Origin of the sequence: Pseudomonas sp. DR208 (assembly GCF_019823005.1) — a bacterium.
Taxonomy (GTDB): Bacteria; Pseudomonadota; Gammaproteobacteria; order Pseudomonadales; family Pseudomonadaceae; genus Aquipseudomonas; species Aquipseudomonas extremorientalis.
On sequence record NZ_CP081944.1, the window covers coordinates 4,834,321 to 4,852,634 of the forward strand.

Here is an 18,314-nt window from a genome sequence, read left to right on the forward strand (position 1 = left end):
CAATAAACAGGTGACTGACCCAGCGCCATCGGGGGCAAGCTCCCTCCCACAGTGCTCATCATTGTGCCAGTACCACCTCATCCGCTCGGCCGCCCTCTTCCTGGATCACCAGGTGAATGAAATGCAGCTTGGCGATCACCGCCGGTGGCAGCACGAAGGGGTAGAAATCCGGCTGGCCCATGCTGCGCGACAGTTCGTTGAGCATGCCGGCCAGTTCGATCCAGGCGTTGACGAATGACAGGAATGCCGCGCCGCCAGGGTGTTCGGGATCATAGAGCGTGCTGAGGGGAAATGGCTGGTAATCCAGGTCCATCTCGCGGGCGCTCATGCCAAAGCCGAGGGCGGTGTCGACGGCGTCCATCATATGCAGGTAGTGCGCCCAGGTTTCTGCCCAGTCTTCCCAGGGGTGCATGGTGGCGTAGGCGCTGACGCAGGTTTGCTGCCAGTCGGCACGTGGACCGTGCTGGTAGTGCTGGTCGAGGGCGTCGGCATAACTGGCGCGTTCGTCGCCGAACAGGTTGCGAAACGGTTCTAGCCAATGGGTATTGGCGATCAGGCGATCCCAGTAGTAATGGCCGACCTCATGGCGAAAGTGACCGAGCAGCGTGCGGTAGGGTTCGCGCATCTGGACGCGGACCTTTTCACGGTGGGCGTCGTCGGCCTCCTTGATGTCGAGGGTGATCAGGCCGTTCGCGTGGCCGGTCATGGGCGCGTTGCCTTCCAGGTCGATACCGACAAAATCGAAGGCCAGGCCGGTGTCTTCGTCGACGCTTTTGGGCACCACTTGCAAACCCAGGCTGATCAATTGCGCGACCAACCGGCGCTTGGCGGTTTCGACTTTTCGCCAGCGTTCATGGTTTTCCGGGATCGACAGGTCAGGAATGGTGCGGTTCAGGCTACAGGCCACGCACAGCGGCGCGGTGCTGTGGGCCGGGATCAGCCAGTTGCAGGCGGCCGGAGTGTCGAGGTTGGCGCAGCGACGGAAGGCGCCGGCGTCGAGGTTGCCGTCCTGCAGCCAGGTGCCTTCGACCGGGCCGGGCTGCAGGGAGTCCAGCCGGGCTTGCTGGGGTTGGTAGCCCAGCAGCGCCTGGCAGGCCAGGCACTGGCTGTTGCGAAAGAACAGGGATTGGCCGCAGCGGCACTGCCACACCTTGCTGTCGCGAGATGTACCGGCTACAAAGGGGGCAGCGATGCGAGAACTGAGTTGCTCGAAGTAGCGGAACATGGCGATCTCTCCCTGGGTGACTGAGACTAGATCACTTTCTGTTCAGGATCGTTCCACTTTGGTGATGGTTGGGAGAGGGCTGCTGCGCAGCCCGACGCGGGGCAAGCCCGCTCGCCACAGCAAGCCCGCTCTCCACAGCAAACCCGCTCGCCACAAAGCCCGGATCAGACCGTGATGTTGTGCTTGGCCAGGAAGGCGACGAAGGCTTCTTCATCCAGTACCTTCAGGCCCAACTCGCTCGCCTTGGCCAGCTTGGAACCGGCGCCCGGCCCCGCCACCACGCAGTGGGTTTTCGCCGAGACGGAACCCGCTACCTTGGCGCCGAGGCTTTCGAGTTTTTCCTTGGCCACGTCGCGGCTCATCAGTTCCAGGGAACCGGTGAGCACCCAGGTGTGCCCCGCTTCGGGCAAGCCTTCGACGACCTTCTTCTCGCTCAACCAGTGCATGCCGAAGTCCTTGAGCTGCTGCTCGATGGCCAGGGCATGGTTGGCGTTGTCTGCGTTATCGAAGAACTCACGCACAGCCTTGGCCTGCTTTTCGGGCAGCGCCTGGCGCATATCCAGCCAGTCGGCCTTGATCACGCCTTCCAAGGTGCCGAATTTGTCCGCAAGTTTCTGCGCGGCGCCGGGGCCGACGCTTGGCACATGCAACTTGTCGAGCAAGCCGCCCAGCGTGGTACTGGCGGCGAATTCGGCACTCAGGTCGCCCTGGTCCTGCAATTGCAGGCCGCATTCGTCTGGCGACAGCAGCGCACCGATCACGTCCTGGTTATGGCTGTCTTCAAAGAAGCTGTGGATCTCGTGCGCCACTTCCAGGCCCACGTCCGGCAGGTACGTCAGCACTGCCGGCAAGGCCTTCTGTACGCGCTCCAGGGATGCCAGCGAACGCGCCAACACCTTGGCGGTCTCCTCGCCCACGTCGGGAATGCCCAGGGCATAGATAAACCGCGCCAGGGTCGGGGTCTTGCTGTTTTCGATAGCAGTGATCAGCTTCTTGCTGGAAATATCGGCAAAGCCTTCCAGGTCGATGATCTGCTCGTACTTGAGCTTGTAGAGGTCGGCCGGTGAGCCAATCAGTTTTTCATCCACCAGTTGCTCGATGGTCTTGTCACCCAGGCCATCGATGTCCATGGCGCGGCGCGAGACGAAATGAATGATCGCCTGCTTGAGCTGCGCGCCACAGGCCAGGCGCCCGACGCAGCGGTACACCGCGCCTTCGCTGACGGTTTCCTTGCCCTTGCTGCGCTTGACCAGTTGCGTGCGCTCCACATGGGAGCCGCACACCGGGCAGCTTTCGGGGATCTGCACGGCGCGGGCATTTTCCGGGCGACGCTCGGTGACCACCGAAACCACTTGCGGGATCACATCCCCGGCGCGGCGGATGATCACGGTATCGCCGATCATCAGGCCCAGGCGCGCGACTTCATCCATGTTGTGCAAGGTGGCGTTGGACACGGTCACGCCCGCAACCTTGACCGGCTTCAAGCGCGCCACAGGCGTCACGGCGCCGGTGCGGCCAACCTGGAATTCCACGTCGAGCAGTTCGGTCAACTCTTCCATGGCCGGGAATTTATGCGCGATGGCCCAGCGCGGTTCGCGGGCGCGGAAGCCCAGTTCACGCTGGGAGGCGATGCTATTGACCTTGAACACCACGCCGTCGATTTCATAGGGCAGGCTGTTACGCCGCTCACCGATGTCGCGATAGTACTCCAGGCAATCCTGAATGCCTTTGGCCAGCTTCAGCTCATGACTGATGGGCATGCCCCACTTCTTCAACTGTTGCAGGTTGCCGATGTGGGTATCACTGATGTCGGTGGTCACGCCGTAGCAGCAGAACTCCAGCGGGCGGCTGGCGGTGATCTTCGAGTCCAACTGACGCAGGCTGCCGGCGGCGGCGTTGCGCGGGTTGGCGAAGGTCTTGCCGCCGACTTCCAGTTGCGCGGCGTTGAGTCGCTCGAAACCGGCCTTGGACATGAACACTTCACCGCGCACTTCCAGGGTTGCCGGCCAGCCGCTGCCGTGCAGTTTCAGCGGGATATTGCGCACGGTGCGCACGTTGACGCTGATGTCCTCGCCGGTGGTGCCGTCGCCCCGGGTGGCGCCGCGAACCAGCTCGCCATCCTGGTACAGCAGGCTGACCGCCAAGCCGTCCAGCTTCGGTTCGCAGCTGTATTCCACCGCTGCGCCACTGCCGAGCAGGTCGCCCACCGGCAGGTCGAGGCCTTCGGTGACCCGGCGATCAAACTCGAGCATGGTGGTTTCATCGAACGCGTTGCCCAGGCTGAGCATCGGGATCTCATGCTTGACCTGGGTGAACGCCGACAGCGCCGCACTGCCGACTCGCTGCGTCGGTGAATCCCGCGTGACCAGTTCCGGGTGCTCGGCCTCCAGGGCCTTGAGCTCGTGGAACAAGCGGTCGTACTCGGCGTCCGGAATGCTCGGCTCGTCGAGGACATGGTAGCGGTAGTTGTGCTGATCCAGTTCAGCGCGCAGTTCGAGGATGCGGGTGTGGGCGGCGGTCATGGGTGTTCTCTCATAAAGCAAAAGAGCAGCCGAAGCTGCTCAATATGTTAGTGCACGGATTCTACAGGCAACGCTTAAGATCGGACCTCAGCGCTTCTGTGTCAGGGCGCGACGCTCGAACTCGACGATGCGCTGGCGGTAGTGCTCGATGGTCTGGGCGGTCAGCACGCTGCGCTGGTCGTCCTTGAGCTCGCCATTGAGTTCCTGGGACAGCTTGCGGGCCGCGGCCACCATCACGTCGAACGCCTGTTTCGGGTGACGCGGGCCTGGCAGGCCGAGGAAGAAGCTCACGGCCGGGGTGCTGAACAGGTCGATATCGTCCAGGTCGAAGGTGCCCGGCTTGACCGCATTGGCCATGGAGAACAGCACTTCGCCGTTGCCGGCCATGCTTTCGTGACGGTGGAAGATATCCATCTCGCCAAACCGCAGGCCGCTTTCGAGGATGTTCTGCAACAGGGCCGGGCCTTTGAAGCCAGCAGCGTCGCGGCAGATCACGCTGATCACCAGCACTTCTTCGGCGGCCGGCTGGTCGTTCACGGATTGGCGCGGCGCGTTCTTGCCGGCGTTCTCGTCCGGGAAATCATCATCGCGGCTGCTGAAGCTCGGGCCGTCATTGACGTCCAGGTCCAGGTCGGCCTGGCGCGGTTCCGCGACCACCGGAGCGGTGCGCTTGCCACGCTTGGGCGACGGCTCGCGGGCTTCACGCACCGGCGCGCTCATCGACGGCAAGTCGTGCTCGTCCAATTGCGGTTCTTTATGGGTGTCCAGCACACGGGGCGGCCCCAGCAGCTCGGCGCTGCCGTCGTCGTCAGGCAAGTTGGACAGGTTGCGGTCCAGACGGAATTTGAGCTTGCCCTTGCCACCGCGCATCCGGCGCCAGCCATCAAAAAGAATACCGGCAATGACAATAATGCCGATGACGATCAGCCACTCGCGCAGACCGATTTCCATGTAATCCCGTGCCTCTAATAAAAAATGCTGAAAAATAAGGGGTTTAGCAACGTGCAAACCGCTTTAAAACGTGGCGCCAACTCTATGTTCTGACTGACGTTTTGCCCACGCATACGAAAATTTGACATTAAACTAGCACGACCAAAGATAACTTTACACCGTCTGTCAAAATGCCTTGAACAAATATGTCCATTTGCCACTTTCGCCAGGCCGTTAAAGCCTCTTACCGCACGCTACAAAAATTCTTTGCCGGCATGGGTCAAGACTCCACCATTGCCATCGCTTCTTCGACATCCACCGCCACCAAACGCGAACAGCCCGGTTCGTGCATCGTGACCCCCATCAACTGATCCGCCATTTCCATGGCGATCTTGTTGTGGGTGATATAGATGAACTGCACGGTCTGGGACATCTCTTTCACCAACCGCGCGTAGCGTCCAACGTTAGCGTCATCCAGCGGCGCGTCAACTTCGTCGAGCATGCAGAACGGCGCCGGGTTCAACTTGAAGATGGCAAATACCAGGGCCAATGCGGTCAGGGCTTTCTCGCCGCCGGACAACAAATGGATGGTGCTGTTCTTCTTGCCCGGAGGCCGCGCCATGATCGTCACCCCTGTATCGAGTAGATCTTCGCCCGTCAGTTCCAAGTAAGCGCTGCCACCGCCGAAAACTTTTGGGAATAACGCCTGTAAACCGCCATTAATCTGATCAAAGGTATCCTTGAAACGGTTACGGGTTTCCTTGTCGATCTTGCGAATCACGTTTTCCAGGGTGTCCAGGGCTTCCACCAGATCGGCGTCCTGGGCATCCAGATAACGTTTACGTTCGGATTGCTGCTGGTACTCGTCGATGGCCGCCAGGTTGATCGCGCCCAGGCGCTGGATACGTGCGGCAATGCGCTCCAGTTCTTCTTCGGCTTCTTTCTCGTTGGCCTGGGCGGTCAGGGTGTTGAGTACGCCGTGCAGGTCGTAGCCGTCCTCCAGCAATTGGTCTTGCAGGGTCTTGCGGCGCACGGTCAGGGCTTGCCACTCCATGCGCTGCTGTTCGAGCTGGCCACGGATCAGTTGGGATTGCTGCTCGGCCTGGGTCCGGCGCTTTTCGGCGTCGCGCAGTTCGCGGTCGGCGTCTTCGAGGGCGATCTGCGCGGTCTTGAGCTCTTCGTCGACGGTCATGCGCTTGTCGAGCAACTCTTCGAGCTTCAGGCGCAGCTCTTCCAGTGGGGCTTCGCCCTCCTCCAGGTTGAGGCTCAGTTGCTCGCGCTTTTCCGTCAGGCGTTCGGACTGCATCTCCAGGCGCTCAAGGGCCTGGGCGGTGGACGCGTGCTGGGCCTTGAGCGACCCCAGGCGCACGGCCAACTGGTGGGCGTGGTCCTTGTGCTGGCGCGCCTCCTGGCGCACACGGTCGAGGCGTTCGCGCAGGCTGTCGCGCTGGGCCAGCAACAGTTCGCGCTGCTCGGTGTCGAGGGCCATGCTGTCGAGGGCTTCCTGCAACTGCAGGCGCGCTTCGCCGATCTGTTCGTGTTCCAGGGCGCGCTGCTCGCCCATTTCCGCGACTTCTTCGTCGAGGCGGGTGCGGCGCAGGGTCAGTTGCTCGACCTTGGCTTTGCTCGCGGAGAGCTGGGCCTTGAGTTCGCCTTGCTGGCGCGCTTCGTCCTGCAACAGGCGGCGCAGGTGCTCGCGGCCGGTCTCCTGCTGGCGCTGGGTGGCACGCAGGGTTTGCAGTTCGGTTTCCAGGCTTTCCAGGGTGGCTTCGCGCTCTTCGCGCTCGGCGATCAGGTTGACGATTTCCTGGCCACGGGCCAACACGCCGCTTTCCGCTTCACTGGCGCGGCGCACGCGCAGGAAGTGGCGGCCGACCCAATAGCCGTCACGGCTGATCAGGCTTTCGCTGGCGCCCAACTGACCGCGCTGGGCCAGGGCCTGCTCCAGGGAATCCACCGGCTTGACCTGGCCCAGCCACGGCGACAGATCAATCGCCGCTTCAACTTTATCCAGCAAACTGCCCGGCACCCGCGTGCCATCGGCGGCAGGGCTGAGCAAACGCAGGTCGCCCTGGGCAAAACCGGCCAGGTCGAAGCCGCCAAAGTCATCCACCAACACCGCTTGCAGGTCGGCACCCAGGACGGTTTCCACCGCCAGTTCCCAACCGGCTTCTACCTTCAAACCTTCGGCCAAGCGCGGGCGTTCGGCCAGATGTTGATCACGCAGCCACTCGGCGGTGCCGGTGCCCGGGTCCAATGCAGCCTGCTGCAACGCTTCAAGGGAGGCGAGCCGGCCATTGAGCCGCTGCAAATCACCCTGGGCCTGTTGCTGTGCCTGGGTCGCCTGCTGCAACTGCTGACGCAATTGCTCCAGGCGCTCCACTTGTTGTTCTTCGCTGGCTTCCAGCTCTTCCAGCGTCATTTCGCTTTCGGCCAGTTGCTCGCTCAGTTCCATGATCGCCGCGTCTTCCGGGTCGGCGGACAGCAACGCGCGCTCTTCCTGCATGCGGCGCTGGCGCTCGGCCAGGCGCTCCATGCTGGTTTCCAGTTGCTGGATGCGTGACTGCTGCACTTCGGCCTGACGCCGGGGTTCGGCAGACTTCAGGTTGAAGGTGTCCCACTGCTCCTGCCAGCCGTGCATGGTGGCTTCGGCTTCTTCCAGGGCGGCGGCGGCTTCTTCGGCGGCGGCGCTGGTGACTTCCTGCTCGGGGGTGAGCATGTCCAGCTCTTCGCCCAGGGTCAGCAGCAAGGTGCGGTCGTGGCCCAGGTGGGATTCGGTCTCCAGGCGCGCGCGCTCGGCTTCCTTGAGGTCATCCTGCAACTGGCGCAGGCGCTGCTGGCCATGCTGGATGCTCTGCTCGACGCGGGCGATATCGCCACCGACCGAATAGAAGCGGCCCTGCACCAGATTGAAGCGCTCGGACAGGTCATGGTGACCGTCACGCAGGCGTTCGATACTGGCGTCGGCATTGCGCTGCTCGGCCACCAGGGCTTCAAAGCTGATTTCCTGGGTGCCGATGATCGCTTCGCGCTGGCCCACCTGGTCGTTCAGCGCCTGCCAGCGCAGGGCCGACAGTTGTGCCTTGAGCTGGCGCTCCTCGCCCTTGTATTCCTGATACTTCTCGGCGGCCTGGGCCTGGCGGTGCAGGCGCTCCAACTGGCGCTCCAGCTCTTCGCGCAGGTCGGTCAGGCGGGCGAGGTTCTCGTGGGTGCGGCGGATACGGTTTTCGGTCTCGCGGCGGCGCTCTTTGTACTTGGAAATGCCAGCCGCTTCTTCGATGAAGTTACGCAGGTCTTCGGGCTTGGCTTCGATCAGCTTGGAGATCATGCCCTGCTCGATGATCGAGTAGCTGCGTGGGCCCAGGCCGGTGCCGAGGAAAATATCGGTGATGTCGCGACGGCGACACTTGGTACCGTTGAGGAAGTAGCTGTTCTGGCTGTCGCGGGTCACTTTGCGGCGAATGGAGATCTCCGCGTAGGCTGCGTACTCGCCGATCAGGGTGCCGTCGGAGTTGTCGAACACCAGTTCGATGCTGGCCTGACTCACCGGCTTGCGGCTGGTGGAGCCGTTGAAGATGACGTCGGTCATCGACTCGCCGCGCAGATTCTTGGCCGAGCTCTCGCCCATCACCCAGCGGACGGCGTCGATGATGTTCGACTTGCCGCAACCATTGGGCCCGACCACCGCCGCCATGTTACTGGGGAAGTTCACCGTGGTCGGGTCGACGAAGGATTTGAACCCCGCCAGTTTGATGCACTTGAGCCGCACGTTTAGGCGTCCGCCAACGCAGCAATGACCAGCGAGCAACTGCGCTCGCCGTAGGCCGAGAGCACTTGGCGGATCTGCGGCAAGTCACGGGCAAGTACGGCGGCGAGCAGTTGCTCGAACAACGCCAGGTATTCGCTCATGGACGCCTTGCGCTGATCCAGGGCCAGGTAATAGGCGCGGTTCATCGCCGGCTGCAGGTTCTCGACGGTTTCCTGCAAGTACGGGTTATTGGCGAAGGGGTACGCGGCGCGCATCACGTTGAAGCTTTCTTCAACGAAAGCGCGGATGTCCTCGCGCTCGTAACTGGTCACCAGGCGCTGCTGGATCTGCAGGAACGGCGCCATGTCGGCCTGCACCTGCCAGCCCTGGGCGACCGCATTGCCGAGCAGGATGTACAGCTCGCCCATCAAGGTGCACAGGCTCTGCACCTTGTGCGCGGTCAACTCGGTGACATGGGCGCCACGGCGCGGCAGGATCGCGATCAGGTGGCGGCGTTCGAGGATCAGCAAGGCTTCGCGCACGGAACCACGGCTGACATTGAGCGCCAGCGTGACCTTCTGTTCCTGGATCCGCTCCCCAGGCTTGAGATCGCCGCGAATGATGCGTTCGGCGAGGTGGTGAGCAATTTGCTCGGCGAGACTGTCCGGCGCCTTGAACGTCATGTTTTCCCTTCAAAATCTTCTATCGGTACAAGCGCGGCAGTGTAGCGCATTGGCTGGCTGATGGCGCTACGCCCACCGTGGCGAATTTGGCACGGAATAAGCAACGATGAATAGCCATAAGCCCCCAAAAACGCCGGTTTCAGAAGACTGAACCATAATTGAAAGTGTTGCGATCGCAATTTCTTGACCTTCTGGTCAGAAAATCGTTGACCGAAAAGTCAGAGATGACTAGATTCGGCGCAAAGCGGTTAACAACAATAATGAGTCTGCGAGGCCTTCCGTGATCCAGTTTTTACTTAACCAGGAACTCCGTAGCGAGCACGCCCTGGACCCCAACCTGACCGTGCTCAACTATTTACGCGAGCATTTGGGCAAATCCGGTACCAAGGAAGGCTGCGCCAGCGGCGATTGCGGCGCGTGCACGGTGGTGGTCGGCGAGTTGCACACCGACGATCAAGGCGCCGAGCGGATCCGTTATCGCAGCCTCAACTCCTGCCTGACCTTTGTCTCGTCGCTGCACGGCAAGCAACTGATCAGCGTCGAAGACCTCAAGCACCAGGGCCAACTGCACAGCGTGCAACAGGCGATGGTCGAGTGCCACGGTTCGCAATGCGGCTTTTGCACCCCCGGTTTCGTGATGTCGCTGTTCGCCCTGCAAAAGAACAGTGATGCGCCCGACAGCCAGAAAGCCCATGAAGCCCTGGCCGGCAACCTGTGCCGCTGCACCGGCTACCGCCCGATCCTCGCCGCAGCCGAACAGGCCTGCTGCAACAAGCCCCAGGATCAGTTCGACAGCCGTGAGGCGCAGACCATCGCCCGCCTCAAAGCCATTGCGCCGACCCAGACCGGTGAACTCAACAGCGGCGACAAACGCTGCCTGGTGCCGCTCACCGTCGCCGACCTGGCCGACCTCTACGACGCCTACCCGCAGGCCCGCCTGCTGGCCGGTGGCACCGACCTGGCGCTGGAAGTGACCCAGTTCCATCGCACCTTGCCGGTGATGATCTACGTCGGCAACATTGAAGAAATGAAGCGCATCGACGACTTCGACGACCGTCTGGAAATCGGCGCTGCCACCGCCCTCTCCGACTGCTACACCGCGCTGCACCACGAATACCCGGACTTCGGCGACCTGCTGCACCGCTTCGCCTCCCTGCAGATCCGCAACCAGGGCACCCTCGGCGGCAATATCGGCAATGCGTCGCCGATCGGTGATTCGCCGCCACTGCTGATCGCCCTCGGCGCGCAGATTGTGCTGTGCAAAGGCGCGACACGCCGCACCCTGGCACTCGAGGACTACTTCATCGATTACCGCGTCACTGCCCGCCAGGACAGCGAGTTCATCGAGAAGATCATCGTGCCCAAGGGCCACACGCTGTTCCGCGCCTACAAGGTCTCCAAGCGCCTGGACGACGATATTTCCGCCGTCTGCGCCGCGTTCAACCTCAAGCTCGACAACGGCGTGATCCGCGAGGCCCGCGTGGCGTTCGGCGGCATGGCCGCCACGCCCAAGCGCGCCAAAAGCTGCGAGGCCGTATTGGTCGGCGCCACCTGGAACAGCGCTACCGTGGAGAAAGCCTGCGCCGCCCTGGCCCAGGACTTCACCCCGCTGTCGGACTTCCGCGCCAGCAAGGAATACCGCCTGCTCAGCGCACAGAACCTGCTGCGCAAGTACTTCATTGAGCTGCAAACACCGCACATCGAGACTCGGGTGACCGCTTATGTCTAACCATCACGCCGTCGTTAAAACCCAGGCCGAACTCGCCGAACTGTTTGCCCAGGACCTTACTTCCGGGGTCGGCCGCAGCGTCAAGCATGACAGCGCCGCCAAGCACGTATCCGGCGAAGCGCAGTACATCGATGACCGCCTGGAATTCCCCAACCAGTTGCACCTGTATGCGCGCATGTCCGACCGCGCCCACGCCCGCATCATCAGCATTGACACGGCGCCCTGCTACGCCATTGATGGCGTGCGCATTGTCATCACCCATGAGGACGTGCCGGGCCTTAAAGACATCGGCCCATTGATGCCCGGCGACCCCTTGCTGGCGATTGATACGGTGCAGTTCGTCGGCCAAGTGGTGCTGGCCGTTGCTGCCCGTGACCTGGAAACCGCACGCAAGGCCGCCATGGCGGCGGTAATCGAGTACGAAGACCTTGAACCGGTGCTGGATGTGGTCGAGGCGTTCCGTAAAAAACATTTCGTACTCGACAGTCACACCCACCAGCGCGGCGATTCGACCGGCGCACTGGCCACTGCGAAAAACCGCATCCAGGGCACCCTGCACATCGGCGGCCAGGAACACTTTTACCTGGAAACCCAGATCTCTTCGGTGATGCCCACCGAAGACGGCGGCATGATCGTCTACTGCTCCACGCAGAACCCCACCGAAGTGCAGAAATTGGTGGCCGAAGTGCTGGACGTGTCGATGAACAAGATCGTGGTGGACATGCGCCGCATGGGCGGTGGTTTCGGCGGCAAGGAAACCCAGGCGGCGAGCCCGGCGTGCCTGTGCGCGGTGGTCGCACGCCTGACCGGCCAGCCGACCAAGATGCGCCTGCCGCGCGTCGAAGACATGCTGATGACCGGCAAGCGCCACCCCTTCTATATCGAATACGACGTCGGCTTCGACGACAGCGGTCGCCTGCACGGGATCAACCTGGAACTGGCGGGCAACTGCGGCTGTTCGCCGGACCTGTCCAACTCGATTGTCGACCGCGCCATGTTCCACGCCGACAACGCGTATTACCTGGGCGACGCCACCGTCAACGGGCACCGCTGCAAGACCAATACCGCGTCCAACACCGCGTATCGCGGCTTCGGCGGCCCGCAAGGCATGGTGGCCATCGAGGAAGTGATGGACGCCATCGCTCGCCACCTGGCGCTGGACCCTCTGGCGGTGCGCAAGGCCAACTACTACGGCAAGACCGAGCGCAACGTCACCCACTACTACCAGACCGTCGAGCACAACATGCTCGACGAGATGACCGCCGAACTGGAAGCCAGCAGCCAATACGCCGAGCGCCGCGAAGCGATTCGCCTGTACAACGCCCACAGCCCGATCCTGAAAAAAGGCCTGGCGCTGACCCCGGTGAAATTCGGTATCTCGTTTACCGCGAGTTTCCTCAACCAGGCCGGTGCGCTGATCCATATCTACACCGACGGCAGCATCCACCTGAACCACGGCGGCACCGAAATGGGCCAGGGCTTGAACACCAAGGTCGCACAGGTGGTGGCCGAGGTGTTCCAGGTGGACATCGACCGCGTACAGATCACCGCCACCAACACCGACAAGGTGCCCAACACCTCACCGACCGCCGCCTCCAGTGGTGCCGACCTGAATGGCAAGGCCGCACAGAACGCCGCCGAAACCATCAAGCAGCGCTTGGTGGAATTCGCCGCACGCAAGTACGACGTGAGCGAAGCGGACGTGGAGTTCCACAACGGCCATGTGCGCGTGCGCGAGCAGATCCTGACGTTTGAGGCGTTGATCCAGCAGGCGTATTTCGCCCAGGTGTCGCTGTCGAGCACGGGCTTCTACAAGACCCCGAAAATCTTCTACGACCGCAGCCAGTCAAGGGGTCGGCCGTTCTACTACTACGCGTTCGGCGCCGCGTGCTGCGAAGTGATCGTCGACACCCTGACCGGCGAATACAAGATGCTGCGCACCGATATCCTCCATGACGTGGGCGCCTCGCTGAACCCGGCCATCGACATCGGTCAGGTCGAGGGCGGCTTCATCCAGGGCATGGGCTGGCTGACCATGGAAGAGCTGGTGTGGAACGACAAGGGCAAGCTGATGACCAATGGCCCGGCCAGCTACAAGATCCCGGCCGTGGCCGACATGCCGCTGGACCTGCGGGTGAAGCTGGTGGAAAACCGCAAGAACCCCGAAGACACGGTGTTCCACTCCAAGGCCGTGGGCGAGCCGCCGTTCATGCTCGGGATTGCTTCGTGGTGCGCGATCAAGGATGCCGTGGCGAGCCTGGCTGACTATCGCCATCAGCCCAGGATCGATGCACCGGCCACGCCGGAGCGGGTGTTGTGGGGGTGTGAGCAGATGCGGCAGTTGACTGCGGCGAAGGTGGTTGAGGCGGATACCGAGATGGCTTCGCTTTAGACCGAGGCGCTGCCATCGGGGGCAAGCCCCCTCCCACACTTTGATCTGTGAATACCTTCAAATGTGGGAGGGGGCTTGCCCCCGATAGCGGCCTGACAGACACCACAAGAGGTGACCATGAATAACTGGATCAGCGCCCTCGCCGACCTGCAAAACCAAGGTGAACCCTGCGTGCTGGTGACCATCATCGAAGAGCTCGGCTCCACGCCGCGCAATGCCGGTTCGAAGATGGTCATCAGCGCCGCCCAGACCTTCGACACCATCGGTGGCGGGCACCTGGAATTCAAGGCGATGCAGATCGCCCGCGACATGCTCGTGCGCGGCCAGCAGAACACCCATCTGGAACGCTTCAGCCTCGGCGCGAGCCTGGGCCAGTGCTGCGGCGGCGTGACCGTATTGCTGTTTGAGCCCATGGGCCAGGTGCAGGCGCAGATTGCGGTGTTTGGCGCCGGCCATGTCGGCCGGGCGCTGGTGCCGTTGCTGGCCAGCCTGCCGTGTCGGGTGCGCTGGATCGATTCCCGTGACCAGGAGTTTCCAGCACATATCCCCCAGGGCGTGCGTAAAATCGTCAGCGAAGAGCCGGTCGACGAAATTGCCGATCTGCCGGTGGGCAGTTATTGCATCGTCATGACCCACAACCACGCGCTGGACCTAGAACTCACCGCCGCCCTGCTCAAGCGCAACGACTTTGCCTACTTCGGCCTGATCGGCTCGAAGACCAAGCGCGTCAAGTTCGAACATCGCCTGCGGGATCGCGGCTTCGACGCCGCGCAACTGCAACGCATGCGCTGCCCCATGGGCCTCACCGAGGTGAAGGGCAAGTTGCCGGTGGAGATCGCCATCTCCATCGCCGGCGAAATCATCGCCACCTATAACGCCAATTTCGGCCAGCACACCGCCAGCGCCGAACCCATTGCCAAACTGCTGCCGGCCTCGCGTCGCAGCCAAGCCATTTGAAATGAGATCACCATGCCTTTGACTCGCAAAGCCTACCGTGCCGCCCTGCTGCACAGCCTCGCCGACCCCGCTGAAGTGGGCATCGACGCCTCCTACGAGTACTTCGAAGACGGCCTGCTGGTGATCGAAAACGGTCAAATCAGCGCCATCGGCCATGCCAGCGATTTACTGCCGACCTTGCCCGCCGACATCGACATCACCCATTACCAGGACGCGTTGATCACCCCGGGCCTGATCGACACCCACATCCACCTGCCGCAGACCGGCATGGTCGGCGCCTATGGCGAGCAGTTGCTCGACTGGCTCAACACCTACACTTTCCCGTGCGAAAGCCAGTTCGCCGATAAGGCTCACGCCGAAGAAGTCGCGGATATCTTCATCAAGGAACTGCTGCGCAACGGCACCACCACCGCGCTGGTGTTCGGCAGTGTGCATCCGCAATCGGTGAATGCATTCTTTGAAGCGGCAGAAAAACTCGACCTGCGCATGATCGCCGGCAAGGTGATGATGGACCGCAACGCGCCGGACTACCTGACCGACACCGCCGAATCCGGCTACCAGGAAAGCAAGGCGCTGATCGAGCGCTGGCACGGCAAGGGCCGCCTGCATTATGCGGTGACGCCACGCTTTGCCCCGACCAGTACGCCGGAGCAACTGGCACTGGCCGGGCAACTGCTGGGGGAATACCCGGACCTGTACATGCAGACCCACATCAGCGAGAACAAGCAGGAAGTCGAGTGGGTGAAGGAGCTGTTCCCGGAGCGCAGTGGCTATCTGGATGTCTACGACCACTACAAGTTGCTGGGCGAGCGCTCGGTGTTTGCCCATGGCGTGCACCTGTGTGATGACGAGTGCGCGCGGCTGGCAGAGGCCGGTTCAGCAGTCGCATTTTGCCCGACCTCGAACTTCTTCCTCGGCAGCGGTTTGTTCAACCTGCCGATGGCCGAGAAGCACAAGCTGAATGTGGGCCTGGGCACCGATGTGGGGGGCGGCACCAGTTTCTCGCTGCTGCAAACCCTGAACGAAGCCTACAAAGTCATGCAGTTGCAGGGCGCGCGCTTGAACCCGTTCAAGTCGCTGTACCTGGCGACCCTGGGCGGTGCGCGGGCGCTGCGGCTGGAAGACAAGATCGGCACGCTGCAACCGGGCACCGATGCGGACTTCCTGGTGCTGGACTACAACGCCACGCCACTGCTGAGCTATCGCCTGAAGCAGGCGAAGAACATTGCCGAGACGTTGTTTGTATTGATGACACTGGGGGATGATCGGACGGTGTTGCAGACTTATGCGGCGGGGCAATTGGTGCACCAGCGCTAATCCCATAAACACCCCAAAACAAATGTGGGAGGGGGCAAGCCCACTCCCACATTGTTGGTCGTATTTACAACTTTATGGACGAACGCCCCGGCTTCTTGGTCTGCAACAAATGCGAAAACACCGCATGCAGATCATCCGACGCGCTCTCTTCATCGAGGTTGAGCTTGCTGTCGATGTGATCCATGTGATGCATCATCAAGTTCACTGCCAACGCCGCATCCCGTGCCTCGATTGCGTCGATCAGCTGGGTGTGTTCATCGTAGGAACAGTGCGAGCGGTTGCCGCTTTCGTACTGGGCGATGATCAATGAAGTCTGGGACACCAGGCTGCGCTGGAAGCTGATCAGCGGCGCGTTCTTCGCCGCTTCGGCCAGCTTGAGGTGGAACTCGCCGGAGAGGCGGATACCGGCACCGCGATCGCCACGGGAGAAGCTGTCGCGTTCGTCATTGACCATCTGGCGCAGTTCGGCCAGTTGCTCGGCCGTGGCGTGTTGCACCGCCAACTCAGTGATCGCCCGCTCCACCAGACGCCGCGCGAGGAACACCTGGCGTGCCTCCTCGACGCTTGGGCTGGCCACTACCGCACCGCGATTGGGCCGCAGCAGCACCACGCCTTCATGGGCCAGGCGCGACAACGCGCGGCGAATGATGGTGCGGCTGACGCCGAAGATTTCGCCCAGTGCCTCTTCGCTCAACTTGGTACCGGGTGCCAGGCGTTGTTCGAGGATCGCCTCGAAGATATGCGCGTAGACGATATCGTCCTGGGTTCCGCTGCGACCGGCCTTGCCGGCACGCGGTTGTTTCTTGAGAGGTTGCAACTGTTCGTTCATGGGCACTCGGGTTTGGAGAACGGCGGCGAATTAACGGTAATACGGCAACAGCGTGTCGCTGGCAAGTATCACCTAAAAACAGGGCACATTGTACACAACCCAATGCGCCAACACACTGTACGGCTGTTTGCGGCGTCGGCTGTATTGCAATGGGTCGCTGCGTTTGAGTTTAGGCTTGAATCCGCAACTTCCCTGGTAAAAGGAACACCTGTTCATGACCGATGCCGCCCAAGCGCCTCTGCGCCCGCTGGCCGACACTTCACCTTCGGCCGTCGTCGCCGGCTTCATCGCCATGATGACCGGCTACACCAGCTCCCTGGTCCTGATGTTCCAGGCCGGGCAAGCCGCCGGTTTGACCACGGCGCAGATTTCTTCATGGATCTGGGCGATCTCCATCGGCATGGCGGTGTGCAGCATCGGCCTGTCCCTGCGCTATCGCACCCCCATCACCATTGCCTGGTCGACGCCAGGTGCCGCGCTGCTGATCACCAGCCTGGGCGGTGTGAGCTACGGCGAAGCCATCGGCGCGTACATCACCTGCGCGGTGCTGGTGACGATCTGCGGCTTGACCGGCAGCTTTGAAAAACTGGTCAAGCGTATCCCGGCGTCATTGGCGGCGGCCCTGCTGGCGGGCATCCTGTTCAAGATCGGCAGCGAGATCTTCGTCGCCGCGCAGCATCGCACCGGGCTGGTGCTGGGAATGTTCTTCACCTACCTGGTGATCAAGCGCCTGTCGCCGCGTTATGCGGTGCTGGCCGCGCTGCTGATCGGCACCGCGCTGTCGGGGTTGATGGGGCTGCTGGACTTCAGCGGTTTCCACCTGGAAGTGGCGACGCCGGTATGGACCACGCCGCACTTTTCGCTGGCGGCGACCATCAGCATAGGCATCCCGTTGTTCGTGGTGGCGATGACCTCGCAGAACATGCCCGGCATCGCCGTGCTGCGGGCCGACGGCTACAACGTGCCGGCCTCGCCGCTGATCACCGCCACCGGGCTGGCATCTCTGGTGTTGTCGCCGTTCGGCTCCCACGGAATCAACCTGGCCGCCATCAGCGCAGCGATCTGCACCGGGCCCCATGCCCATGAAGACCGCAACAAGCGCTATACCGCAGCCGTGTGGTGCGGGGTGTTCTACGGGATTGCCGGGGTATTCGGCGCGACCTTGGCGGCGCTGTTCGCAGCCTTGCCCAAGGAACTGGTGCTGTCGATCGCGGCGCTGGCGCTGTTTGGCTCGATCATCAATGGCCTGAGCATCGCCATGAATGAGCCGAAGGAACGTGAAGCGGCGCTGATCACCTTCATGGTCACGGCGTCTGGCCTGACGCTGTTTTCCATCGGGTCGGCGTTCTGGGGGATTGTGGCGGGGGTGTTGACGCTGCTGATTCTGAATTGGCGCAAGGCATAAAAAAACGGCGACCCTGGGGTCGCCGTTTTTTCAGTATCACTTAGCCGCGTTGATCGGCTTTTCCGGATACCACACGTCCAGCAGCGGGCTGACTTCAGCCTTGGTCAGCTCGGAACGGGTTTTCAGCCAGGCTTCAACGGCAGCACGTTGCTCTTCGGAGACCGAGCCACGCTTCTGCAGGCAAACCAGACCGTAGTCGTCGCCGCCGACGTAGCCCAGACCATTGGCTTCCATGGCTTCTTTGATGAATGCTTCGAGGAAAGCGTCGATAGCTTCTTCACTCAGGCCTTCTTTGAAGTCCAGGTTCAGTTCGAAACCCAGCTCTTGAAATTCATCAACGCACAGTTTTTTGCGCAGACGCTGGGAACGGTTAGTCGCCATTGGAACAATCCTCATAAGTAATAACGGGCGGCACTTTAGCAGTTTAAGGCGGCGATTGCCCGACTCTCTGGGACAGGCGGCACAATGCCTGTAAAAAAAACGCCTAATACCAGCTATGGTTCAGCTACAAGTGGCTCCACCTTGGGGCATAATGCCGACACTTTCATGACCATTGAGGGATTTTTCTTACTTACCC

The 18,314-nt window shown here is 61.9% G+C and carries 12 protein-coding genes; 5 read left to right on the forward strand and 7 right to left on the reverse strand.

All coding sequences use genetic code 11. The features are described 5' to 3' along the window. Positions 1 to 58 precede the first annotated feature (58 nt). From K5K89_RS21675 to K5K89_RS21695, 5 genes are all read right to left on the reverse strand, one after another. A complete protein-coding gene (locus tag K5K89_RS21675; RefSeq protein WP_222540242.1) occupies positions 59 to 1,225 on the reverse strand; it encodes a putative zinc-binding metallopeptidase in 1,167 nt (388 codons plus the stop codon). Between the two features lie 164 nt (positions 1,226 to 1,389). Then, on the reverse strand, positions 1,390 to 3,747 hold the full coding sequence (ligA, locus tag K5K89_RS21680; protein ID WP_071491385.1) for an NAD-dependent DNA ligase LigA: 2,358 nt from the start codon (positions 3,745 to 3,747) through the stop codon (positions 1,390 to 1,392). An 87-nt stretch (positions 3,748 to 3,834) separates the two neighbouring features. After that, positions 3,835 to 4,698 (reverse strand): cell division protein ZipA, encoded by an 864-nt coding sequence (zipA, locus tag K5K89_RS21685; protein ID WP_071491386.1) that lies wholly within the window; start codon positions 4,696 to 4,698, stop codon positions 3,835 to 3,837. Positions 4,699 to 4,957: 259 nt separating this feature from the next. After that, positions 4,958 to 8,446, reverse strand: a complete 3,489-nt coding sequence (smc, locus tag K5K89_RS21690) for a chromosome segregation protein SMC (RefSeq protein ID WP_222540243.1) — start codon at positions 8,444 to 8,446, stop codon at positions 4,958 to 4,960. 2 nt (positions 8,447 to 8,448) lie between these two features. Further along, positions 8,449 to 9,108, reverse strand: coding sequence for a GntR family transcriptional regulator (locus K5K89_RS21695; protein WP_058427357.1), 660 nt, complete (start codon positions 9,106 to 9,108; stop codon positions 8,449 to 8,451). Positions 9,109 to 9,388: 280 nt separating this feature from the next. Between K5K89_RS21695 and xdhA the strand changes: the two genes are divergently transcribed. From xdhA to guaD, 4 genes are all read left to right on the forward strand, one after another. Continuing rightward, on the forward strand, positions 9,389 to 10,837 hold the full coding sequence (xdhA, locus tag K5K89_RS21700) for a xanthine dehydrogenase small subunit (RefSeq protein ID WP_222540244.1): 1,449 nt from the start codon (positions 9,389 to 9,391) through the stop codon (positions 10,835 to 10,837). Beyond that, complete coding sequence (gene xdhB, locus K5K89_RS21705; RefSeq protein ID WP_071491390.1) at positions 10,830 to 13,229, forward strand: xanthine dehydrogenase molybdopterin binding subunit; 2,400 nt, start codon at positions 10,830 to 10,832, stop codon at positions 13,227 to 13,229. Before xdhA ends, xdhB begins: the two co-directional genes overlap by 8 nt. Positions 13,230 to 13,346: 117 nt before the next feature. Further along, positions 13,347 to 14,186 carry a xanthine dehydrogenase accessory protein XdhC gene (gene xdhC, locus K5K89_RS21710; protein ID WP_071491391.1) on the forward strand — a complete coding sequence of 280 codons (840 nt, stop codon included), beginning with the start codon at positions 13,347 to 13,349 and terminating at the stop codon, positions 14,184 to 14,186. A gap of 12 nt (positions 14,187 to 14,198) precedes the next feature. Continuing rightward, a complete protein-coding gene (guaD, locus tag K5K89_RS21715) occupies positions 14,199 to 15,503 on the forward strand; it encodes a guanine deaminase (protein ID WP_222540245.1) in 1,305 nt (434 codons plus the stop codon). A gap of 64 nt (positions 15,504 to 15,567) precedes the next feature. Here the strand turns inward: guaD and K5K89_RS21720 are convergent, their stop codons facing one another. Beyond that, positions 15,568 to 16,332, reverse strand: coding sequence for a GntR family transcriptional regulator (locus K5K89_RS21720; protein ID WP_015885332.1), 765 nt, complete (start codon positions 16,330 to 16,332; stop codon positions 15,568 to 15,570). A 214-nt stretch (positions 16,333 to 16,546) separates the two neighbouring features. Here K5K89_RS21720 and K5K89_RS21725 point away from each other — a divergent pair, with 214 nt between their 5' ends. Beyond that, positions 16,547 to 17,737, forward strand: coding sequence for a benzoate/H(+) symporter BenE family transporter (locus K5K89_RS21725; protein ID WP_058427362.1), 1,191 nt, complete (start codon positions 16,547 to 16,549; stop codon positions 17,735 to 17,737). Positions 17,738 to 17,773: 36 nt separating this feature from the next. Here the strand turns inward: K5K89_RS21725 and K5K89_RS21730 are convergent, their stop codons facing one another. Next, positions 17,774 to 18,118 carry a YggL family protein gene (locus K5K89_RS21730; protein WP_010208515.1) on the reverse strand — a complete coding sequence of 115 codons (345 nt, stop codon included), beginning with the start codon at positions 18,116 to 18,118 and terminating at the stop codon, positions 17,774 to 17,776. Positions 18,119 to 18,314 lie beyond the last annotated feature (196 nt).

Coding starts and splice junctions, on each gene's coding strand:
- K5K89_RS21675 (WP_222540242.1), bottom strand. CDS start 1,225: ATGTTCCGCTACTTCGAGCAACTCAGTTCTCGCATCGCTGCCCCCTTT.
- ligA (WP_071491385.1), bottom strand. CDS start 3,747: ATGACCGCCGCCCACACCCGCATCCTCGAACTGCGCGCTGAACTGGAT.
- zipA (WP_071491386.1), bottom strand. CDS start 4,698: ATGGAAATCGGTCTGCGCGAGTGGCTGATCGTCATCGGCATTATTGTC.
- K5K89_RS21695 (WP_058427357.1), bottom strand. CDS start 9,108: ATGACGTTCAAGGCGCCGGACAGTCTCGCCGAGCAAATTGCTCACCAC.
- xdhB (WP_071491390.1), top strand. CDS start 10,830: ATGTCTAACCATCACGCCGTCGTTAAAACCCAGGCCGAACTCGCCGAA.
- xdhC (WP_071491391.1), top strand. CDS start 13,347: ATGAATAACTGGATCAGCGCCCTCGCCGACCTGCAAAACCAAGGTGAA.
- guaD (WP_222540245.1), top strand. CDS start 14,199: ATGCCTTTGACTCGCAAAGCCTACCGTGCCGCCCTGCTGCACAGCCTC.
- K5K89_RS21720 (WP_015885332.1), bottom strand. CDS start 16,332: ATGAACGAACAGTTGCAACCTCTCAAGAAACAACCGCGTGCCGGCAAG.
- K5K89_RS21725 (WP_058427362.1), top strand. CDS start 16,547: ATGACCGATGCCGCCCAAGCGCCTCTGCGCCCGCTGGCCGACACTTCA.
- K5K89_RS21730 (WP_010208515.1), bottom strand. CDS start 18,118: ATGGCGACTAACCGTTCCCAGCGTCTGCGCAAAAAACTGTGCGTTGAT.